Consider the following 18,144-nt stretch of genomic DNA (forward strand, 5'->3'; position numbering starts at 1 on the left):
TTGCCCTGACCGTCCGATGTGCTCATGACACGAACTGGACGTTGGAGATTCGGGCGCCCGCGCCGTCCTTGGCGACACTGATCCGCATGCGCCAGTTTCGTGGTGGACCCGCCGGCGCCTCGGCCAGCGATGTCCGCACCGACACCGCGAGAAGCACCTGTGCGCCATCACCGGTCACCGACTCGAGTCCGGCTTCGGTGACGGTGCCCTCGGATTTCGAGCGGGCCTGCTTCACCACCGCGACGAACGGCTCGGACCGGCGCTGGAAGTCTTCCCGGAATTCGCCGGTCGACGAGTCGAGTATCCGGCGGATGTCGGTGTCGGCCTCGGTGTAGCTGATCGTGGTCAGGTTCAGCGCGGCCTGGCGGGCAGTCTGCACGTACAGGTTCCGCAGCAACTGTCCCTGTTCGGCCTGGTGCGCCCGAAAACCCAGCCAGCCCACCAGGGCACCCCCGGCGACGACCAGCGCGAGTCCGGTTGCGACCAGCGGCGAGACACGCGGCAACCGTTGCCGCAGCGACGGTTTCGGCGCCGCGACCGCATCTTCGTCGGCTGCATCCGCATCGGCTGCATCGGCGATGTCTAGCTGCTCGGGATCAGCATGCTCTGCCATGTCTTGCCTTTCGTGGTGGCGGCCAGGTCGGAGTCGGTGTACGGCTTGCCATCAGGTCCCACGTAACCGCCGGTCGCGGGGTCGTAGGGCACCACGGCCACCGGGGGTGCCGGGGGTGACGGCCCAGGTGCGGAACTGGGGCGCTGCCGGGGATCGGTGCCCGGCGCGTATTGCGGGACCCCCTGCCCCGTCAGCGTGGCGTTGGGATCGCCCTTCCAGATGTAGCCGTCGTTGAGGGGCACGTACTGCTCGTTGCTTTCGCAGAGCTCCACGGTCGGTGACCGTTTGGCGGGGTTGTTCTCGCACGGAATGTTCCGCACGCCACGGACATTCAGGTCGGAGTCCTGTGGCACCCGGCAGTACAGCTCCCCGGCGGGACGCTCGGGATAGTCCACCTCGGTCGGGACCCGCTGCTGCTTGACCGGAAGGAAGCCGGTGTTGCACGGCGGCGGCAGATTCATGTTCAGTTTGAAGTCGAGGTAGATGCCCCGGTAGGGCGTCTTGAGGTCCGCGTCGGCGACCGCGATCGCCGACATCAATGCGGTGCCCTGCGGGAAGAGCACCAGCAGTTGTTCGATGTCGTGCCGATAGACAACCGCGATCTCGCCGAGGCTCACCATGTTGGCCAGCAGGACCGGCAGTGCCGGGGCGAACCTGTCGAACAGGGCGCGGCCCTCGTTCAGGGTCGGCTGCCCGAGCTTGAGCAGCTCGGCGAACGCCGCATTCTGGGCCTTGAACTGGCCGGTGATGGACGCGGCCCGCTGCGCCCACGTCGCGATCGAGTCCGCGGTCTGCACTTGCGAATTCAGCACGGCCGGGCTCTGGTCGATCAGTTGCGTGATCGGGCCGACGTTCTTGCCGGCCTCGATGGCCAGTGACGTGGAGCCGTTGACGATGCGGGACAACTCAGGGCCGAGACCGCTGACGGCCTTGTCGGCTTCGTCGACGACGGTACGCAGATTGTCCTGCGGGATGGCTTCCAGCGCCCGGTTGGTGGCATCGAGCAGGTTGCCGATATCCGGCGGAATCCGCACCTTGGCCACCGGGATGGTCGCGCCGCCGCGCAGGGTCGGGCCGGTATCGGATTGCCCTGCCGCAGGGATCAATTCGACGAACTGTTCACCGACGGCCGAGCGGCTGTGGACCGCAGCCGATACGTCCGCAGGCACCTTGATGGCGGAGTCGAGATTCAGCTCGGCCCGCACCCCACCCGCGGTGACGTCGACCGCTTTGACCCGCCCGATTTCGGTGCCGCGGTAGGTGACCACCGACGTCGGGTACAGACCGCCGGACTCCGGCAACTCGACCGTCACGGTGTACCGGCCGTACCCGAGCAGCGTCGGTACGTGGACGAAGCCGAATGCCATGACGCTGCAGGCAATCACGGTGACGGCACCGAGGATCGCCAGCTGGATCCAGACTGTCCGGGACAAGCGCAGACGCAGCATGTCAGTACCCCCCGAAGTGATAGGGAGCGATCAGCGGGTTGCCCGCGGTGTACGGGCTGGGCATCTGACCGATCGTGCGGCCCCACTGCATTTCGAGTTCGGTGAGGTTGCCCTCCCACCGGGTTCCGGTGAACAGGCTGCTGTCGAGCCGGCTCAGCGTCAGATCGATGATCATCGTGATGTTGGCGAAGTCGCCCCGGAACCACTTGCCGAGATTGCTCTTCACCCACGGGTAGGTCGAGAGGAAGTCGAGCCCCTTGGTCAGTGCCGGTCCCGAATCGGCCAGCGACCGTAGCACCGGCACCATGCTGCGCAGGTTCGCGACGAGGCTCTCCTTGGTCTGCTTGATCGTCGACGTCGCGACCGCGCTGAACCGTCCGACGGCATCGATCGCGTCGGCCAGCTTCGCGCGCTGCTCTGCCAGTACGGCCAGGGCCTGCGGGATGGTGGTGAGCGCCTTGTCGACCGTGCGCTGGTTCGCCGCGAACTGGCCCACCAGAGAATTCAAATTCTCTGTGGCGGAGATGATGTCGTCGGTCTGCGTGTTGAGCCGGGAAATGAACGTATCCAGCTGGGCCAGCAGGCTGCGCATGTCGTTCTCGCGGCCGGCCAACGCCTTCGCGAAGGTCTGGTTGATCTCCTGCAGCTGGGCCAGGCCACCGCCGTTCAGGAGGATCGACGCCGACGCGAGAGCCTGCTCGGTGGTGGGATACGTTGCGGCCCTGGACAGCGGGATCACCGCGCCGTTGGTCAACTGCCCCTGCGGGGCTTCGCCGGCCGGCGGGCTGAGCTCGATGTGCATCGAGCCCAGCAGGCTGGTCTGCCCGACCTTGGCGGTGCTGTTGGCGGGCAGGTGGACGTCGCCATCGATCCGCATGGTCACCAGCGCATGCCAGTCCTGCACCTCGATCTTGGTGACGTTGCCGACGTTGACGTCACCGACGCGCACGCGGGTGTTCTGCTGGATCACCACGACGTCGGGCAATTGCGCTTGAATCACGTACGAACCCGGTCCGTCGCCGGCGGTGCCAGGCAGGCTCAGCGAATTCAGGCCGCGCCATTGGCATCCCGGCAACGTCAGCACGCTGAGGATGACGAGGGTCGCGGTCACGAGACGCTTCATGGCTGCGTCCCCTGCTGCGGAACCATGAGGCCGGCCAGCCCCTGGCCGGGGTCGGTCGGGGTCGATACGGGGGCCTCTGCCGGCAGCGGCGCCGGCGCGGGGTTCTCCTGCGGCGGAGCCCCGCCCGGCCGCAGTCGCGGCTCGCTGTAGGTGACCTCGTTGGGCCGGGCCGTCGCGCCGACGAACGGATTGCCGCCGATCGGCACGAAGTTGTACTGCCGGTTCTTGATGATCGGCGCGAGGTACTGCACGCACAGCTTGGCGGATTGCTCGAAGCCTTCCCGTGCCGCGGACTGGATTGCGCCGCAGAGGAACTGCACGGTGTCGGCGAAGTTGACGGGTGCCAGGATGCCCGTGATGGCGCTCTGCGCCGGGTCGTAGATGTTGGTGAAGTTCTGGAACACCGTCGGCGCGATGTGCAGGACCTGTTTGAGGTCCGTGCGGCTGTCGTTGAGCGCCGTGGTGATCGCGTTGAGGTGGTCGAAGGTGGTCCCCAACCCCTCCCGGTTCTCCGCGATGAAACCACGCAGATCCTTGACCGCGGTGTCCAGATTGCGTGTCGCATCGGCGATGTTGTTAGGCGTGCTCGACAGTGCGGTGGTGATGGACGCCATGTTGGTGTTGAAGGCGGCGAGCAGATCGCTGCTGGACGACAGTGCCGAGACCAGCAACTGCAGATTGCGCACCGTGCTGAAGATGTCGGTGCTGTGATCACCGAGAGCCGACATCGCGCGGGACAGTTTGATGACGGTGTCGCGCGCGGTGTCGCCCTGGCCGCGCAGGTTGTCGGCGGCGCTGTTGATGAATTCGCCGACGGCACTGGGCCCGCCGGGACTCGTCGGCTGCAGCGAGTCGGTGAGCTTCTCCAGTTGCTGACGGAAGTCGTCCCATTCCACCGGCACCACGGTGCGCTCCAGGGCAATGGTGGAGCCCGCCGCGAGTTTGGGTCCGCTGGTGTAGGCGGGCACCAACTGAATCGCGCGGGCGCTCACCAGAGACGGCGACAAGATGGCGGCACGGACGTCGGCGGGCAGCGCGTATTGCGAGTCCACCGAGAACGTCACTTTGGCGGCATGCGGTTGCGGTTCGATCTTCTCGACCGTGCCGACGGTGACACCCAGAATCCTGATGTCGTCGCCGGTGTACAGGCCGTTGGTGTTCGCGAAGTACGCGACGTAGGTACTCCGGACAGCGGTGACCCACCAGGATCGAGCCAGTCCGGTGGCGGCAACCGCCAGGATGACGACGAGACCGAGCGCGAGGGCGATGCGCCACGTCCGGCGGCTGCCCACGCGTGGTGTGGATTCGGAGCTGGTCATGGTCACCTCCCTCCGACGGGCGAAACGGGATCTGACACCACACCGGGCGAACCGGTGTGCGAATTGTTCGACGGCGGGAGCGGCGTCGGGGGCGGGACCGTCGGCGGCGGCACCTCGCCAGGGGCCGGAGCCAGGGCCGGCGGTCCGGGTGCCGGGCCTCCCGGTGGCGGCGCGGGCAGGGGCTCGCGATAGGGGTAGCGCGGATCTCCGGGATTGCCGGTGATCGCTTCGGGCAGAGTGAGATTCGGCGGTCCGCCCTGGCCGGTGCGCGGATACGGCGACGGCAGCGGCGGGGTACCCGGCTGACCGGCACCGGGCTCGGTCAGCTGCGACGGCAGCAGCACGTTGGGGTCCAATCCCAGGTCGGAGAACGCCGCGTCGATGAACGGCTGATCGAACTGACCCGGGAACAGGTTCACCAGCGACGCTTTGAAGAACGGCCCGGCACCGAGGACTTCGCCGAACGACATGGCGTACCGGCGCAGCAGGTACAGCGTGCGCTGCAGCTCCTTCTTCCGGTTGTCGAGGATGCTGAGAACGCCGTTGAGCTTGTCGACGGCCGGCTTCAGTTGCGTCCGGTTGTCCTGCACCAGACCGGAAAGCTGCACGGTGGCGGCGCTGATGTTGGCCATCAGCGTCTCGACCGAATTGCGTTGCGACAGAATCTCGCCCAGCAGCGCGTCGGTGTTGACCACCAACTGCGCAATCTGGTCACTGCGCTTGGCCAGCACCGAAGTCACCTTGTTGGCATCGGCGAGCAGCTGGCGCAGCTTGGCATCGCGGGTACCGAGGGTGTCGGAGAAGCGCGCCACGCTCTCCAGCGCCAACTTCAGATCGGGTGGCGTGTTCTGGAACGTCTGCGCCAGCGTCTTGAGTGCCGAAGACAGCTGGGTGGTGTCCAGACCGCTGATGGTGGTCGTCAGATCACCGAGCGCCGCGGGCAGATCGTACGGCGAGGTGGTGCGTTCAATCGGGATGGGGCCGTTCAGGTTTCCGTCACCGCGCGGCGTCAGCTCCAGCACCTTGGTACCCAGCACCGTCTCGGTCTTGATGGCGGCCTCGGTGCGGTCGCCCAGTTCGACGCCATCACGCACCGTGAAATCCACCCGAACCTTGGCGCCCTCCAAGTGAATTCCCGAGACCCGTCCGACGCCCAGCCCAGACACCCGCACGTCACTGCCCGTCTTGATCCCGCCGGCATCGGCGAAGTACGCCTGGTAGTCGGAGGTCCCCTTGATGAACGGGATCTTGTCGTAGCTGAAAGCGGCGACGACGATCGCGATGATCAGCGCGATGCCGGTCGCGCCAACCGCCAACCGGTTACGTTCGGCCAGGGGCTTGATGTTCAGCTTGATGCGCGTCATTTCGGCGTGCACCGCCCCGACTCCTGGCCGGCCACTTTGACGTACACCGGTTGGCCGCCCTTTCCATTCAGCTTCAGCAGTGCGTCGCAGAGATAGAAGCTGAAGTAGTCGCCGTACAGGCCGTTGCGAGAAAGAATCTGGTACGCGTCCGGCAGCGTCCGCACCAGCTCGTCGACGTAGGCGTGGTCCGCCTCGATCTGGCCGGACACCCGATCCGTCTGCTGCACAGTCTGTTTGATCGGCTCGCGCGCCACGGTCAGCAGGTCGGCGACCGACCGCGCCGCGCTGTTGATGTTCGCCACCCCGGTCGCGATGTCGGATTTGCGGGTGGCCAAACCCTGGACGAGTTGCGACAGTTTGTCCAGGCCGTCGGCGAACTGTGTGTCACGCGCCGCGAACGTCCCCAGCACGGTGTTCAGGTTGGTGATGACCTCACCGATGAGCTGATCCCGGCCCGCCAACGTTGTCGTCAGGGCCGACGTCTGGGCCAGCACCGACGAGATGGTGCCGCCCTGGCCCTGGAACACCCGGAGCAGCTCACCGCTCAGCGCATTGACCTGATCGGGATCGAGCGCACGGAACAGTGGCCGGAAGCCGCCGATGAGCGCGTCGACATCCAATGCCGGTGACGTCCGGGACAACGGGATCGTCTGGCCCGGAAGGAGTTTGCGCACCGACCCGGGGCCTTCCTCGAGCGCCAGGTAGCGGTCGCCGATCAGATTCTCGTAGCGGACGGTCGCGGTGGTGCCTTCGGTGAGCGTCAGTTGCCTGTCGATCGCGAAGTCGATGGTGACGGTGCCGTCCTTGTGCAAGTCGAGGCTCTTGACCTTTCCGACCTCCACGCCGGCGATACGGACGAAGTTGCCGCCCTTCAACCCCGACACGTTGCTGAACACCGCCTGGTAGGAAGCCCGCGAATCGAAACGAAACTGCCCGAACACCGTCAGCAGCCCGAACATGAAGAGCAGGCTGACCACGGTGAAGATCACGACGCGGGTTACGGTCCCACGAATCCGGCTTCTCACGGTGTCCCCGGCTCAGGTTGGGGCACGCCCATCTCGACACCGGGCAACCCGGGAGCCGGACCACCCGGGTACCGGATTCGCGGCGGTTCGGGCTGCGGCTTGGTCACCGGGAAGTAGTTGGCGAAACCGGGGAAACCGATGCCGGGGTTGGGCCGCATATCCAGGCCGTCACCGTAACCGGTGTCGGTCACCAGGTACTTGACCGGGAAGTTCTTGCTGACGTCGGGCAGCGAACCGCAACTCGGCTTGCCGCCGGGCCCACCACTGGCGTTGACGACGGGCAGGTTGTCGGGGAATCGGTAGGGATCGGCGCCGGCCAGCAACCCGACATCCATGATCACCGATTTCCCGTTGCCGCCCATGGCATATCGGCCGCCGTGTTCCAGGAACCACTGGGCGCCCTGGAACAGGCAGGTGTACGTCGGCGAATATTTGTCGAGGAGTGCGGTGGTCGGTCGCAGCACTTCCATCGCCCGCGCCAGGGCAGTCTGGTTGGCGCCGATGGTGTCGATGCCCGACTGCGAGAAGCCGACCGCCGACAACAACAGGCCGTCGAGTTCCTTCGACTGGCCGGTGATCGTGGTGGCGGTGGTGGAGAACGAATCCAGGATGGACACGATGTCCTGTGCCGCGGCCGAATACGCCTGTGCGGTCTGCCCGAACAACTGCCAATCCTCGCGCACGGTGTCCATGCGCGGATTCACCTCCAGCAGAACGTGGTTCGCATCGGTGATCGCCTGGCCGATGACGTCGCCCTTACCGCGCAACGATTCTGCCACGGCCGAGAGCACCGAGTTGAGCTTCGTCGGGTCGATCACCTGGACCACCGACTGGAGGTTCTCGAACACGGTGTTGACCTCGACCGTCACGTTCTGTGACTGCAGCACCGCACCCGATCGGAGGTGGCCGCCGCTCGGACCGGTCGACGGCACATTCAGTTCGACGTACTTGGCGCCGAACGCGGTGCTCGATCGGATCTGCGCTTCGACATTGCCCGGCAGTTGCGCGAACGGCCCGGGGTACATCCGGAGTTTCAGCGTCGAAAGCACGTGTCCCGCAGTATCTGTCCGGCTGCCGATCGATTCCACCTCGCCGATCTGCACGCCCCGGAGCTTCACCTTCGCGCCGTCCTCCATGACCAGACCGGCGCGATCGGAGATCAGGGTCAACGGCACGAATCCGCGCAGCGATCCGGAGAACAACAGCCACGTCATGGCAGTCATGGCGACGACCACGACCACCAGGACCGGCGCCCACCAGATCGGGTCGATCTGCTCACGCCGAGTTTTGTTCGCACCCTTCGCCATTCGCTCAGCCAGCCAGGTGGAAGTTGCCGGACTGGCCGTAGACGGACAGCGTGATGGTGAGCAGGATGAACACGCCGGCGGTGATCGAGGTCCGGACCGCGCGGCCGACGGCCTCGCCGACGCCGGCCGGCCCGCCGGTGGCGGTGAAGCCGTAGTAGGTGTGCACCGCCATCACCGCGGCCGCCATGGCCAGCGCCTCGAAGAACGACCAGGCGAGGTCATTGGGGTGCAGGAACGTCGTGAAGTAGTGGTCGTAGACGCCCCGCGACTGGCCGTAGATCATCGTGGTCCCGAACCGGGTGGCCAGGAAGGACATCAACACCGCGACGGTGTAGATCGGGACGACGGCCACCACGCCGGCGACGATCCGGGTCGCCGCCAGGTACGTGATCACCCGGATGCCCATCACTTCCAGGGCGTCGATCTCCTCGTTGATGCGCATGGCACCGAGCTGTGCCGTCGCCCCGGCTCCGATCGTGGCCGCGAGTGCCACCCCGGCCGTCGCGGGAGCGATGAAGCGCACGTTCAGAAAGGCCCCCAGGAAGCCCGTCAGCGCTTCGATACCGACATTGGACAGGGTGTTGTAGCCCTGGACGGCGATCAGCGCACCGGTGGACAGCGTGAGGAACCCGACGATGACCACAGTGCCGCCGATGACGGCGAGTGCGCCGGTCCCCATGCCCATGACCGCGATGAGCCGCAGCACCTCGCCCGGATAGCGCCGGACGGCGTCCGCGGTGGCGGCAAGCGCACTGCCGTAGAAGGCCGTCTGCTCGCCCAGCCGGCGGGTCGCCGCGATCGCCTGGCCCGCGAGTTCGCTGAGCGGTGACGGGCGGTCGACATCCACATCGACTGTCATGGCGCCACTTTCACGCCGAACGCGGTTGCCAGGATGTTGATCAGGAACAGCGCCATGAACGCGAAGACGACGGTCTCGTTGACCGCGTTACCGACGGCCGTCGGGCCGCCACCGACCGAAAGTCCCTTGTAGCACGCGATCAGTCCGGCCGACAGCCCGAACAGCAATGCCTTGACGAGGGAGACGATCACCTGCGGCAGGCCCGTCAGCAGCGTCATGCCCGCGATGAACGCGCCGGGCGTCACGTGCTGGATGTATACGACGAAGAAGTAGCTGCCGGCCAGGCCGACGACGGCCACCATCGAATAGAGCATCGCCGCGACGAATGTCGCGGCGAGGACGCGGGGCACGACGAGTGCCGGAATCGGGTTGACGCCAATGACTTTCATCGCGTCGATTTCTTCTCTGATGGTTCGCGCGCCGAGGTCGGCACACATCGCGGTCGAACCGGCACCGGCCACGACGATCGCGGTGACCACCGGTCCGACCTGTGTCACAGAAGCCAGCGCAGCGCCGGCGCCCGACAGGTCACCGGCGCCGACCTCGATCAGCACGATGTTGAGCGTGAAGACGATCAACACCGTGTAGGGAATCGACAGCACGACAGTCGGTACGACGGAGACGCGCGCGACGAACCAGATCTGCTCGATCAGCTCGCGCCAGGCGTACGGCGGCCGCAGCATCGCGGCGAACGTCTCGCCTGCCATGACGATGAAATCGCCGACCGCCACAGCGGGGCGCGTCCAGGCCGCGGAGGCGCGCGGAGACGACTGGAGCGGTTGCGCCACAAGCTGCCTCCCAGTGTCGTTCCGTCGTCGAGCTTGGCCCGGACGTTAGGAAGGCACCAGTTTGCTGTCAACGCAACAAACAGGGGTACGACATCGTCAATTACCGAAGATGCAGGTGGACTCAACGCAATTGCTTCGGTTCACCCGGATTGAATCGCGCTGAGCCAAAACCTACCAGCATGCGCCCTGGTTACGGCGTCACGATGTTGAACCAGAGCTGGAAGGTGTCGAGCAGTCCGACGAACTCGTCCACCGACTGCCGATTGCCCTCCACGGTGACGTTGTTCGCTGTTATCGCGTCGGCGAGTTTGACTTTGCCGAGCTGAATCTCGTTCATTGTCGCCTTGGTCAGTTTCAGCCCGGCGTCGGCATTCGGGATGGTGCCGTCCGCATAGTTGAGGACGCCGTTCTCGACGGTGAGGCCGTACTGCTTCTTGAGGTCCGTGAAGTCCACGTTGAGGGTGATCTTCTTGCCGGCGGCAGGTTTCGGGTGAGATCAGGGTGTCGTAGACGATCCAGCCGGTATTGCCTTTGATGAAGGTGATGTTCGACAGGACATAGCCGCGGACCTGGTAGATCTTGTCGGGCGCGATACCTCCCCCGAATTCTCGCCGTCGTCGCCGTTCGTCTGCACTTTCGAAGTTCGCCCCATGGCACCCGATTATGCCGATTCCGGCCGCCGAAACCGGTCAAATTTACGAATACGAACAATTCTTCTCCGGCGGCCGAGACGATTTCCGGGGGCCATTTCGAAAATTTACGAGTCAATGAATAAAAAGACCGCTTCGCCGAAAGCGAAGCGGTCATTGTCAGACGCGGTCTAGTGCAGCCATTTGCCCGGCTTGTCCCAGTGGCCCGGAGGCGGAACAAAGGGCAACTGACCGACTTGACCTGGGGGAACGCCGAAGAACTGGCCGATGTGGCCCGGCGACGGAGCCGGTATCCACCACCAGGTATTGTCGGCGTTCGCCTGACCCGCGCCCAGCCCGATAGCAGCAAAGCTCAGGGCGCCTGCGGCAACAATTGCGAATTTATTGATAGACATGTCCAACTCCTTGTCAGCCCATCAGATGTCATGTATTCCATGATGCCACTGTGTGCTGCGGACCGCTATCAAGAATTGTTGGCTAACGTTTGCTCACTCGTTGTGTGCGACACCCGGCGCCGATGCCCCAACGGCAGCCGCCTTGACCGGCTTCGGCTTCGACTTCGCCACCTCCCCACGCGGCGACTGGGCCTTCGGGCTGTCATCGGCAGCCGGGCCGGTCGCCGGCTTGCCGCTGCCGGTCGGGTGCTGCCCGGCCTTCTTGCCCTTGCCGCGCTTCGGCGCATCGGCTTGTTTCGGCGTATCGGAATCCGAGTCCTTCTTGGTTCCCGCCGGGTCCTTCTGGCTCACCGACTTCTTGTCGTCGGGCTCTGCCTTGGGCGTGTCCTTGACCTCGGGCGTCTTCACGTCGGGCTCGACGTTCGCGGGCTTCGGGTTTGTCGCCTTCTCATCCACCGGCTTCACCTCGGGCTCGGCCGCGGTTTCCTTGGCCGGTTCCTTGGCCGGTTCCTTCACGGCGTCCGGTCCGTCGGCGTCCTTGACGTCAGTGCCCTTGGCCGGGGCGGCCTTCACGCCGGTCGTCGGCTCCGGTTTCGTCGCAGCCGTCGCCTTCGGCGAGCCCAGTTCCGCCGCAGCATCTTTCATGGTGGCCACTGCCTTCAGCGCCGCCGTCGGGTTCACCGCGGCGACCGATGCCGGCGGCCGGATGATGTCGCCGATCTTCTGGATGACGTTCGAGATGCCCGCAACCACGGCCTTCGTCACGTCGACCGCGGTGTTGGCCACCCACTTCACGCCCTGCACCACAGCGTTCGCCACCCATTTGACCGTGTTGACCACGGCTTGCGTCACTGCCTTGGTGACGTCGACGAACGCATTCCAGGCAGCGTCAGCGACTTTCACCACGGCTTGCCCGATCTTGACGACGGTGTCCACGACCGCGCCTATCGCCAGCCGCACCGCGGCCAGGATCCGCGCCGCGATGCCTTCGACGCCCCCGACACCGTTGAGCCGCAGGATTTCCTGCGCGATGACGAACGCAGCTTCCTTCGGAATCCAGTCCGCGTAGAAGACGCCGAACTTGCCGCTGCCGGGCTGATCGTCGCGCGTGGTGTAGATGAAGATCGGCCCACCGTAGAACTGGCCATTCGTGGACATCGTCTGCCAGGTTTCGATGAGGTTCTTGATGAACTCGGCTTGCGTGTGCTCGCTGACGTTGTTGGTCGGCACCCCGTACTCGGTGATCCAGATCTTCTTGAGACCGTCACCGTTGGCCGCCATCAGGTCGTAGATCTTCTGGATCTGGGTAAAGGGCGACAGGACCACGTTCTCGCCGTCCGAGAACTTCAGCGTCTCCTGGTACGGGTGGAACGCCAGCGCGTCGAAGTAGCCCTTCGCGCCGGCGGCGTACATCCCGTTCACGTAATCCACCGGGTTCATGGTGACGCCACCGAACGTGAAGACGCTGCCGAGCCCTGCCGCGATGACAGTCGCGGTCGGGTCGGCCGCCTTGATCGCCGGGTAGGCAGCCTTCAACAACTCGGTGTAGCTCGACGGCGAGATCGGGTCGTAGAAACAGACGCAGTTGACCTCGTTCCACACCTCGTAGGCCGAGATCGTCTTGCCGTACCGGGTCGCGACCTGCGTCATGAAATTCGCGTAGGCGACGGGGTCGGGCGTCTTGGCCCCGGGGAAGTTACCGTCCGTGCCGGCCCAAACCGGCGTGCTGTTGACCATTGCGAGGACGCCCATGTTGCGAGCCTTCGCCGCATTCATGATGTCGTCGATCGGCGCCCAGTTGTATTGGTTCGGCAGCGGCTGCGTGTACACCCACGGGATGTAGACCCGGACGTCCTGGACGCCCATGGTGGATTGCAGCATGTCCAGCGTGGTGTCGATGTCCTGCTTCGACATGCCGTACAGGCTGGAGTCGGCCATACCGATGGTCGACGGTGCCGAGACGATCTCGGCGGTGGGCGTCACCGCGGTCCGGGTCACCGGCTCCACCAGTTGTGCCGCGTAGGCGCAGACCACGGCCAGGGGAATCAATACAGTCATCACCCGGTGCACTGCCCTGCAGCCGAGTCGGCCGATCCGTCCAGCCACCAACGCCCCCTTTGAAAGTGCCGCCCGCGCAACGCGTAATCGCCAAGCAAGGCAAATTTACGTCCGCGGATGGTAACCCGTGGGCGATTTGCCGGAGTCGGCTCACCCACCGCACGTCAGCGGTGTGAGGCGGTGCCACCTACCGGCGGCGGATACCCGTTATTCGCCGGCCCGCAGTAATTGACGACACTGGCATAAATCTTTGCCAGAAGCGCTGCGGCAGTCGTTCACAACTGTTAATTTTCTGTCTGTACTGCGGCGCGACACCCGTCTGCCAGACTGCAGTGCGGTAATGCCGCAGTAGCGGTCGATCTGCCGGGGTCCGATGGCCGCGCGGCGTGACTATGGAGGACCCGAAATGGCTGGTGCACACCGTCGCCCGCAACGCCGGAACTTGGCGGTATCGACGTGGCTGGGCACCGGAGTCGCGGCGGTCGGCGTCAGCGCGGCACTCCTCGGTAGCGCGGCTGTCGCGAGCGCTGCCCCGTCGACCGACTCCGAGTCCGCCGCGTCGTCCGCGCCGGCACAGGCCAAGAAGCCGCCCGCCCAGAAGCCCGCCAAGAACAAGAAGAAGGACACGGCCGCTGTTGCGGACGCGTCGGACACCAAGGCCACGTCGGACACCAAGCCCGCTTCGGACACCCAGCCCGCCGACACCAAGGCCGCGGACGGCGACAACGACGCGAAGCCCGCCCGCAATCGCCGCACGAAGGCCGACAACACCGGCCGCTCGGCGACCGCCCCGAACGCCGGGACCGTCGCGAAGCTCCCCTCGGCCGCCGCCCAGGCGGTGACGAACAACCCGTCGACGAAGAACCCGCTCAAGTCGGCCGCCGCGGTCAAGCCGGCCACGGACACCGCAGCCAAGGACACGGCCTCGCCGGCGGCCGCGACGCCTGCCGCCGCGGCGACGCCGTCACCGGCACCGGCCGCCACGCCGCCGGTCACCGTCGCGGCAGCCGAAACATCCACGGCTGCAATCACTTCGATTCCGAACACCGCCGCGAAGGCGCTCAGCAGCGTCACCTCGCCGACGGCCCCCGCCAACATCTCCGGACTGCTGTCGGTACTCGCGGCCGTCGGCCAGGCGCTCGGCGCCGCCACCCTGGCCACAGAGGAGACCCTCGCCGCGTCCGTGGTCGGCACGACCAAAACCGTGAGCAAGCTGCTGGGCATCACGCCCGCCCTGGCCACCACCACCGAAAAGACCAGTGCCGCATCGACTCTCACCCCGGCACCCACCGAGACGTGGCAGCCGGGACAGACTGTCACCGCGGACGAGTACATCAACACCGCGCTGACGGAGATCGCGCAGGCGCGCACGCTCCTCGGCACCAGTTGGGTCAACGGGTACTCCCGGTACGAGTTGCGGATGGCGGCCACCTATCTCACGACGTACCAGGCGAACCAGCAGACTCTGATGGACGCGTACGCGGCCAACCCGACCGCGACGAACCTGAGTGCGCTGAAGTCGAACGAGGCGCTGATCGGCAAGGCCGTGACCGCGCTGAAGACCGCGCGTTATTGGTCGGCGAATCGCGACATCAAGGCCATCATCGTCGACGCCACCACCAACGCCCGCATCTACGCCTCGGTTCCGCTGTCCATGTACGCGGGCGTCGAGCCGATCGTCACCATCTCGGTGAACGGCGGGCCGAAGATCAAGGTCCTGGTCGACACCGGATCGTCCGGGTTGGTGGTCAACGCCAAGAACGTCGGCCAGACCGGCCTGGGCGAATCCGTGAGCAGCGGCACCGGCGGCTACAGCGGTGGCCTCACCTACACCTACGACACCTACAACACCACGGTGAACTTCGGCAGCGGCATCGTCACGGCGCCGACCTCGGTCAACGTCATCACCGACCCGGCGCAGCAGGCCGCCTTCGCCAAGTTCCTGGCGAACAACGGTGTCGTGGGCGTCCTGGGTGTCGGCACCAACGCGGTGGGCCCCGGCCCCGGCCTGGTCACCACCGGCCTGCCCGGAGCCCTGAAGAACGGCATCTACATCGACGAGGTCGGACGGAAGCTGACGTTCGGCCCCAACCCCTTACCGGCCCGCGTGACGACGTCGGGATCACCGAACGTCATCGGTTCGATGACCGTCAACGGGGTCAACACGCCGATCAATCTGCTGGTCGACTCGGGCGGCGTCTACGGCACCATCCCGTCGACCATGGTGGACTCCTCCCAGCTGGTGCCCATCAAGAACACCGACGGCACGGTCGCGTACTACGTGCTGAAGGCGGGCGTTCCGATCTCGGTGTATGACGCCGACGGCAACCTGCTCTACACCTTCACGACCACGTCGTCGTACCGACCGACGGTGACCTTCGACGACTACAACGCCGAACTGTCCAACACCGGCGCAATGCCCTTCCTGCACAACCGGATTTACATCGACTACAGCACCGCAAACGGGTCGACGGTCTTCGACCTGTAGGTCGCTGCTCAAATTCGTCCGCTGTTTCGTCGCGCTCGCGGCGAGCCAGCGGGCTGCTGTGGCGTGAAAAATCCCGACGCCATACCGAACGATCAGGCGGTTCGAGCGGGCTTAACAAAATACGCGATCCACAGTTGCGAATCTGACGTGCCCGTTAGTCTTCTCGCACGTAGTCGCCGGTTAACGTAGTCCAGCTACTCACTGGACGCGACTGATGGGAGACAGCCAGGTGGAGAATCTCATGGCCAACGCGTTCGCCTACCCCTGGTGGGTGTACGTCACCATCCCGTTGGGCGCCGCGTTCGTCGGCTGGATCACCAAGATCATGGCCTTGAAGATGATGTTCTACCCCGTTGAGTTCAAGGGCATTCCGCCGTACCTCGGCTGGCAGGGCCAGATTCCCAAACGCGCGCCGAAAATGGCTGCGGTGGCGGTGGATTCGCTGACCTCGGAGATTCTCAAACCCGAGGAGATGTTCGACAAGATCGATCCCAACGAGTTGGTCAAAGAACTCGCCGAGCCACTGCGGCAGACCTCCGCCGAGATGGTCGACACCATCATGATGTCGTTCCAGCCGCAGGTCTGGCGGGCTACGCCCGACCAGCTCAAGGACGTCGTCGTCAAGAACGTCGAGAAGCGCATCCCGACGGCCATGGCCGCGATGTTCGACAAGCTGCGCGGCCAGGTCGACCAGATCTTCGACATCAAGCACATGGTCGTCACCAACCTGGTGCGCGACAAGGTCACGCTCAACACCGTCTTCCAGGACATCGGGAAGCCGGCGTTCAAGTTCCTCATCATGTCCGGTCTGCTCTTCGGCTTCCTGATCGGCCTGGTGCAAGCCGTGGTGTTCGGCATCACCAACTGGCATTGGTCGCTGCCGCTGTTCGGTCTGCTGACCGGTGGTCTCACCGACTACGTTGCACTGCAGATGATCTTCCGGCCGCTGGAGCGCAAGAACGTCTTCCTCGGCATCAAGTGGCAGGGCGTCTTCCAAAGGGAACGCAAGCAGGTCGTCGAGGGTTACGCGGCGCTCATGGCCCGCGAAATTTTCACACCCCAGGCCATCATGGAGAGCATGCTGAACGGCCCGTCGTCGGACCGGTTCTTCGACATGATCTCCACCGAGATCAGTCAGACCATCGACACCCAGATGGGCTTCACCGGCAAGATCATCAAGTCCGTCGGCGGACGGCAGTACGTCGACATGAAGAAGCAGATCACCGACTCGATCATCGAGAAGCTGCCCGAAACATCCACCTACATCGAGGGATACATGCGCGATCGCCTCGATCTGGAGAACGTCATGGTCAGCAAGATGATGGTGCTGGACTCACTGTCGTTCGAGAACCTGCTGCGCCCGGCATTCAAGGACGACGAGTGGATCGTCGTCGTGCTCGGTGCCGCCCTCGGTTTCCTCTTCGGCGAACTGCAGGCACAACTGATCCTGTTGCTCGCGCACTGACCGGCCTAGGTCTGGCCGGCGGTTCCGGTCAGCTTACGGACGGTGAGGACCTCGCTGTCCCGGAAGGCGCGCCCGTTGGGGTAGAGCAGGTCGCTGAACCAGACCTTCGGCTCCGACGGGTTCGGGTGGTCCCACGAATCCCACGGGAAGTAGGTCTGCGTCTTACCTGCCACGAGTCCCCAGCTGTACGCGCCGACGTTGCGCTGCTTGGCAATTGGCAGAATGCCCTCAACCGTGCTGCCCATGTTGCGGGCGAGGTACTCGGTGCACAGGATGGGCCGGCCCAGCGGTGCGAGCTCATCGATCCGCGCCGAGAAATCGGCCGGCTTGGCGTAACTGTGGAACGAGATGACGTCCGAGTTGTCCAGCTGGATCGACGCGATGGCGCTGCGCTGCGCGGGATCGGCCCAACTGCCTTGCCACACACCACTTGTCAGCGGCTGTACGGGGTCGACGGCCCGCGCCCAGGCGAATACCTGCGGTAGCAGGTCGGCGACCAGCTGCATCTTGTCGCTGCGCTCGACCTTGCGGTAGACGCTGGCCGGGTTGTCGGGTTCGTTCCACAGGTCCCAGCCGAGGATCCGGTTGTCGTTACGGAAGAGGCTCAGCACGCCGGTGACGTAATTCTGCAGTACGGCGCGGTATTTCGGATCGCCGAGACGGTCCGCACCCGGACTCTGCACCCAGCCCGAGTTGTGCACACCCGGCCTCGGGGCCCGCTGCACGCCGAGTTTCGGATGCGGGTCCCAGCAGGAGTCGAAGAAGACGAACAGCGGCTTGATGCCGTTACTGGACGCGATGCTGACGAACTGGGTCAGGCGCTGCGAGAAGCCCTGCGGGTCCTGCGCCCACAGCAGATCGTGGAGGAAGACCCGCACGGTGTTGAACCCGAACCAGCGAGCGGCGCCCAGTTCGGCGTTGATGCGGCCGGGGTCGTAGGTGCCGGACTGGAACATCTCGATCTGGTTGACCGCGGTGGAGGTGATGTAGTTGCCGCCGACCGGCCAGGCCTGCCCCTGGTACCAGCTGTTGGCCCGTTCGGGCGTCCAACGCGCGCCGGCCGCGGACGCCAGAGCCGGTCCCGAGAATCCGGCCATGGCGGAACCCGCTGCCAGCAGCAGCGGGACCTTGAGAACGGTTCTGCGGTCCACCGCACGAGGCTACTGATCTTGATGGGGCCATTGGGGCGTGCTTATCGAGTTGCAACAAACACGATGTCGGGCGGTGACGTCAGGCCACCTG

15 protein-coding genes are annotated in these 18,144 nt (G+C 65.2%); 2 read left to right on the top strand and 13 right to left on the bottom strand.

Going from position 1 to position 18,144, the window contains the following annotated elements:
- Positions 1–22: 22 nt before the first annotated feature.
- The 12 genes from ACJH7A_RS17970 to ACJH7A_RS18025 all read right to left on the bottom strand — a co-directional run bounded on the left by ACJH7A_RS17970 (position 23) and on the right by ACJH7A_RS18025 (position 12,949).
- Positions 23–613, bottom strand: coding sequence for a mammalian cell entry protein (locus tag ACJH7A_RS17970; protein ID WP_212807684.1), 591 nt, complete (start codon positions 611–613; stop codon positions 23–25).
- Complete coding sequence (locus ACJH7A_RS17975) at positions 583–2,061, bottom strand: MCE family protein (RefSeq protein ID WP_212807685.1); 1,479 nt, start codon at positions 2,059–2,061, stop codon at positions 583–585. Before ACJH7A_RS17975 ends, ACJH7A_RS17970 begins: the two co-directional genes overlap by 31 nt.
- A gap of 1 nt (position 2,062) precedes the next feature.
- Entirely contained in the window at positions 2,063–3,184 is a 1,122-nt protein-coding gene (locus ACJH7A_RS17980; protein WP_212807686.1) for a virulence factor Mce family protein, read from the bottom strand.
- Positions 3,181–4,503: an MCE family protein gene (locus ACJH7A_RS17985; protein WP_212807687.1), complete on the bottom strand. Its 1,323-nt coding sequence runs from the start codon at positions 4,501–4,503 to the stop codon at positions 3,181–3,183. The genes ACJH7A_RS17980 and ACJH7A_RS17985 overlap by 4 nt, the downstream gene beginning before the upstream one ends.
- A 2-nt stretch (positions 4,504–4,505) precedes the next feature.
- Entirely contained in the window at positions 4,506–5,867 is a 1,362-nt protein-coding gene (locus ACJH7A_RS17990) for an MCE family protein (protein ID WP_212807688.1), read from the bottom strand.
- Positions 5,864–6,892 carry an MCE family protein gene (locus ACJH7A_RS17995; RefSeq protein WP_212807689.1) on the bottom strand — a complete coding sequence of 343 codons (1,029 nt, stop codon included), beginning with the start codon at positions 6,890–6,892 and terminating at the stop codon, positions 5,864–5,866. Before ACJH7A_RS17995 ends, ACJH7A_RS17990 begins: the two co-directional genes overlap by 4 nt.
- Positions 6,889–8,199 (bottom strand): MCE family protein, encoded by a 1,311-nt coding sequence (locus tag ACJH7A_RS18000; RefSeq protein ID WP_212807690.1) that lies wholly within the window; start codon positions 8,197–8,199, stop codon positions 6,889–6,891. Before ACJH7A_RS18000 ends, ACJH7A_RS17995 begins: the two co-directional genes overlap by 4 nt.
- Before the next feature lie 4 nt (positions 8,200–8,203).
- Positions 8,204–9,058, bottom strand: coding sequence for an ABC transporter permease (locus tag ACJH7A_RS18005; RefSeq protein ID WP_244872727.1), 855 nt, complete (start codon positions 9,056–9,058; stop codon positions 8,204–8,206).
- The gene (locus tag ACJH7A_RS18010) at positions 9,055–9,765 is read right to left on the bottom strand and encodes an ABC transporter permease (RefSeq protein ID WP_051128409.1); all 711 of its coding nucleotides are present in this window, start codon (positions 9,763–9,765) and stop codon (positions 9,055–9,057) included. Before ACJH7A_RS18010 ends, ACJH7A_RS18005 begins: the two co-directional genes overlap by 4 nt.
- A 271-nt stretch (positions 9,766–10,036) precedes the next feature.
- Complete coding sequence (locus ACJH7A_RS18015; RefSeq protein ID WP_244872726.1) at positions 10,037–10,300, bottom strand: alkyl sulfatase C-terminal domain-containing protein; 264 nt, start codon at positions 10,298–10,300, stop codon at positions 10,037–10,039.
- 366 nt (positions 10,301–10,666) lie between these two features.
- Positions 10,667–10,891 (bottom strand): hypothetical protein, encoded by a 225-nt coding sequence (locus ACJH7A_RS18020; protein ID WP_082934678.1) that lies wholly within the window; start codon positions 10,889–10,891, stop codon positions 10,667–10,669.
- Positions 10,892–10,984: 93 nt separating this feature from the next.
- Positions 10,985–12,949: a hypothetical protein gene (locus ACJH7A_RS18025; protein WP_406802472.1), complete on the bottom strand. Its 1,965-nt coding sequence runs from the start codon at positions 12,947–12,949 to the stop codon at positions 10,985–10,987.
- 406 nt (positions 12,950–13,355) lie between these two features.
- On the opposite strand from ACJH7A_RS18025, the gene ACJH7A_RS18030 reads away from it, so the two are divergent.
- A complete protein-coding gene (locus tag ACJH7A_RS18030) occupies positions 13,356–15,437 on the top strand; it encodes a PecA family PE domain-processing aspartic protease (protein WP_406802473.1) in 2,082 nt (693 codons plus the stop codon).
- Between the two features lie 241 nt (positions 15,438–15,678).
- Complete coding sequence (locus ACJH7A_RS18035) at positions 15,679–16,902, top strand: DUF445 domain-containing protein (RefSeq protein WP_406802474.1); 1,224 nt, start codon at positions 15,679–15,681, stop codon at positions 16,900–16,902.
- Between the two features lie 5 nt (positions 16,903–16,907).
- Here the strand turns inward: ACJH7A_RS18035 and ACJH7A_RS18040 are convergent, their stop codons facing one another.
- On the bottom strand, positions 16,908–18,053 hold the full coding sequence (locus ACJH7A_RS18040) for a cellulase family glycosylhydrolase (RefSeq protein WP_406802475.1): 1,146 nt from the start codon (positions 18,051–18,053) through the stop codon (positions 16,908–16,910).
- Between the last annotated feature and the right edge of the window lie 91 nt (positions 18,054–18,144).

It is taken from the genome of Mycobacterium sp. SMC-17 (assembly GCF_045310915.1).
GTDB lineage: Bacteria > Actinomycetota > Actinomycetes > Mycobacteriales > Mycobacteriaceae > Mycobacterium.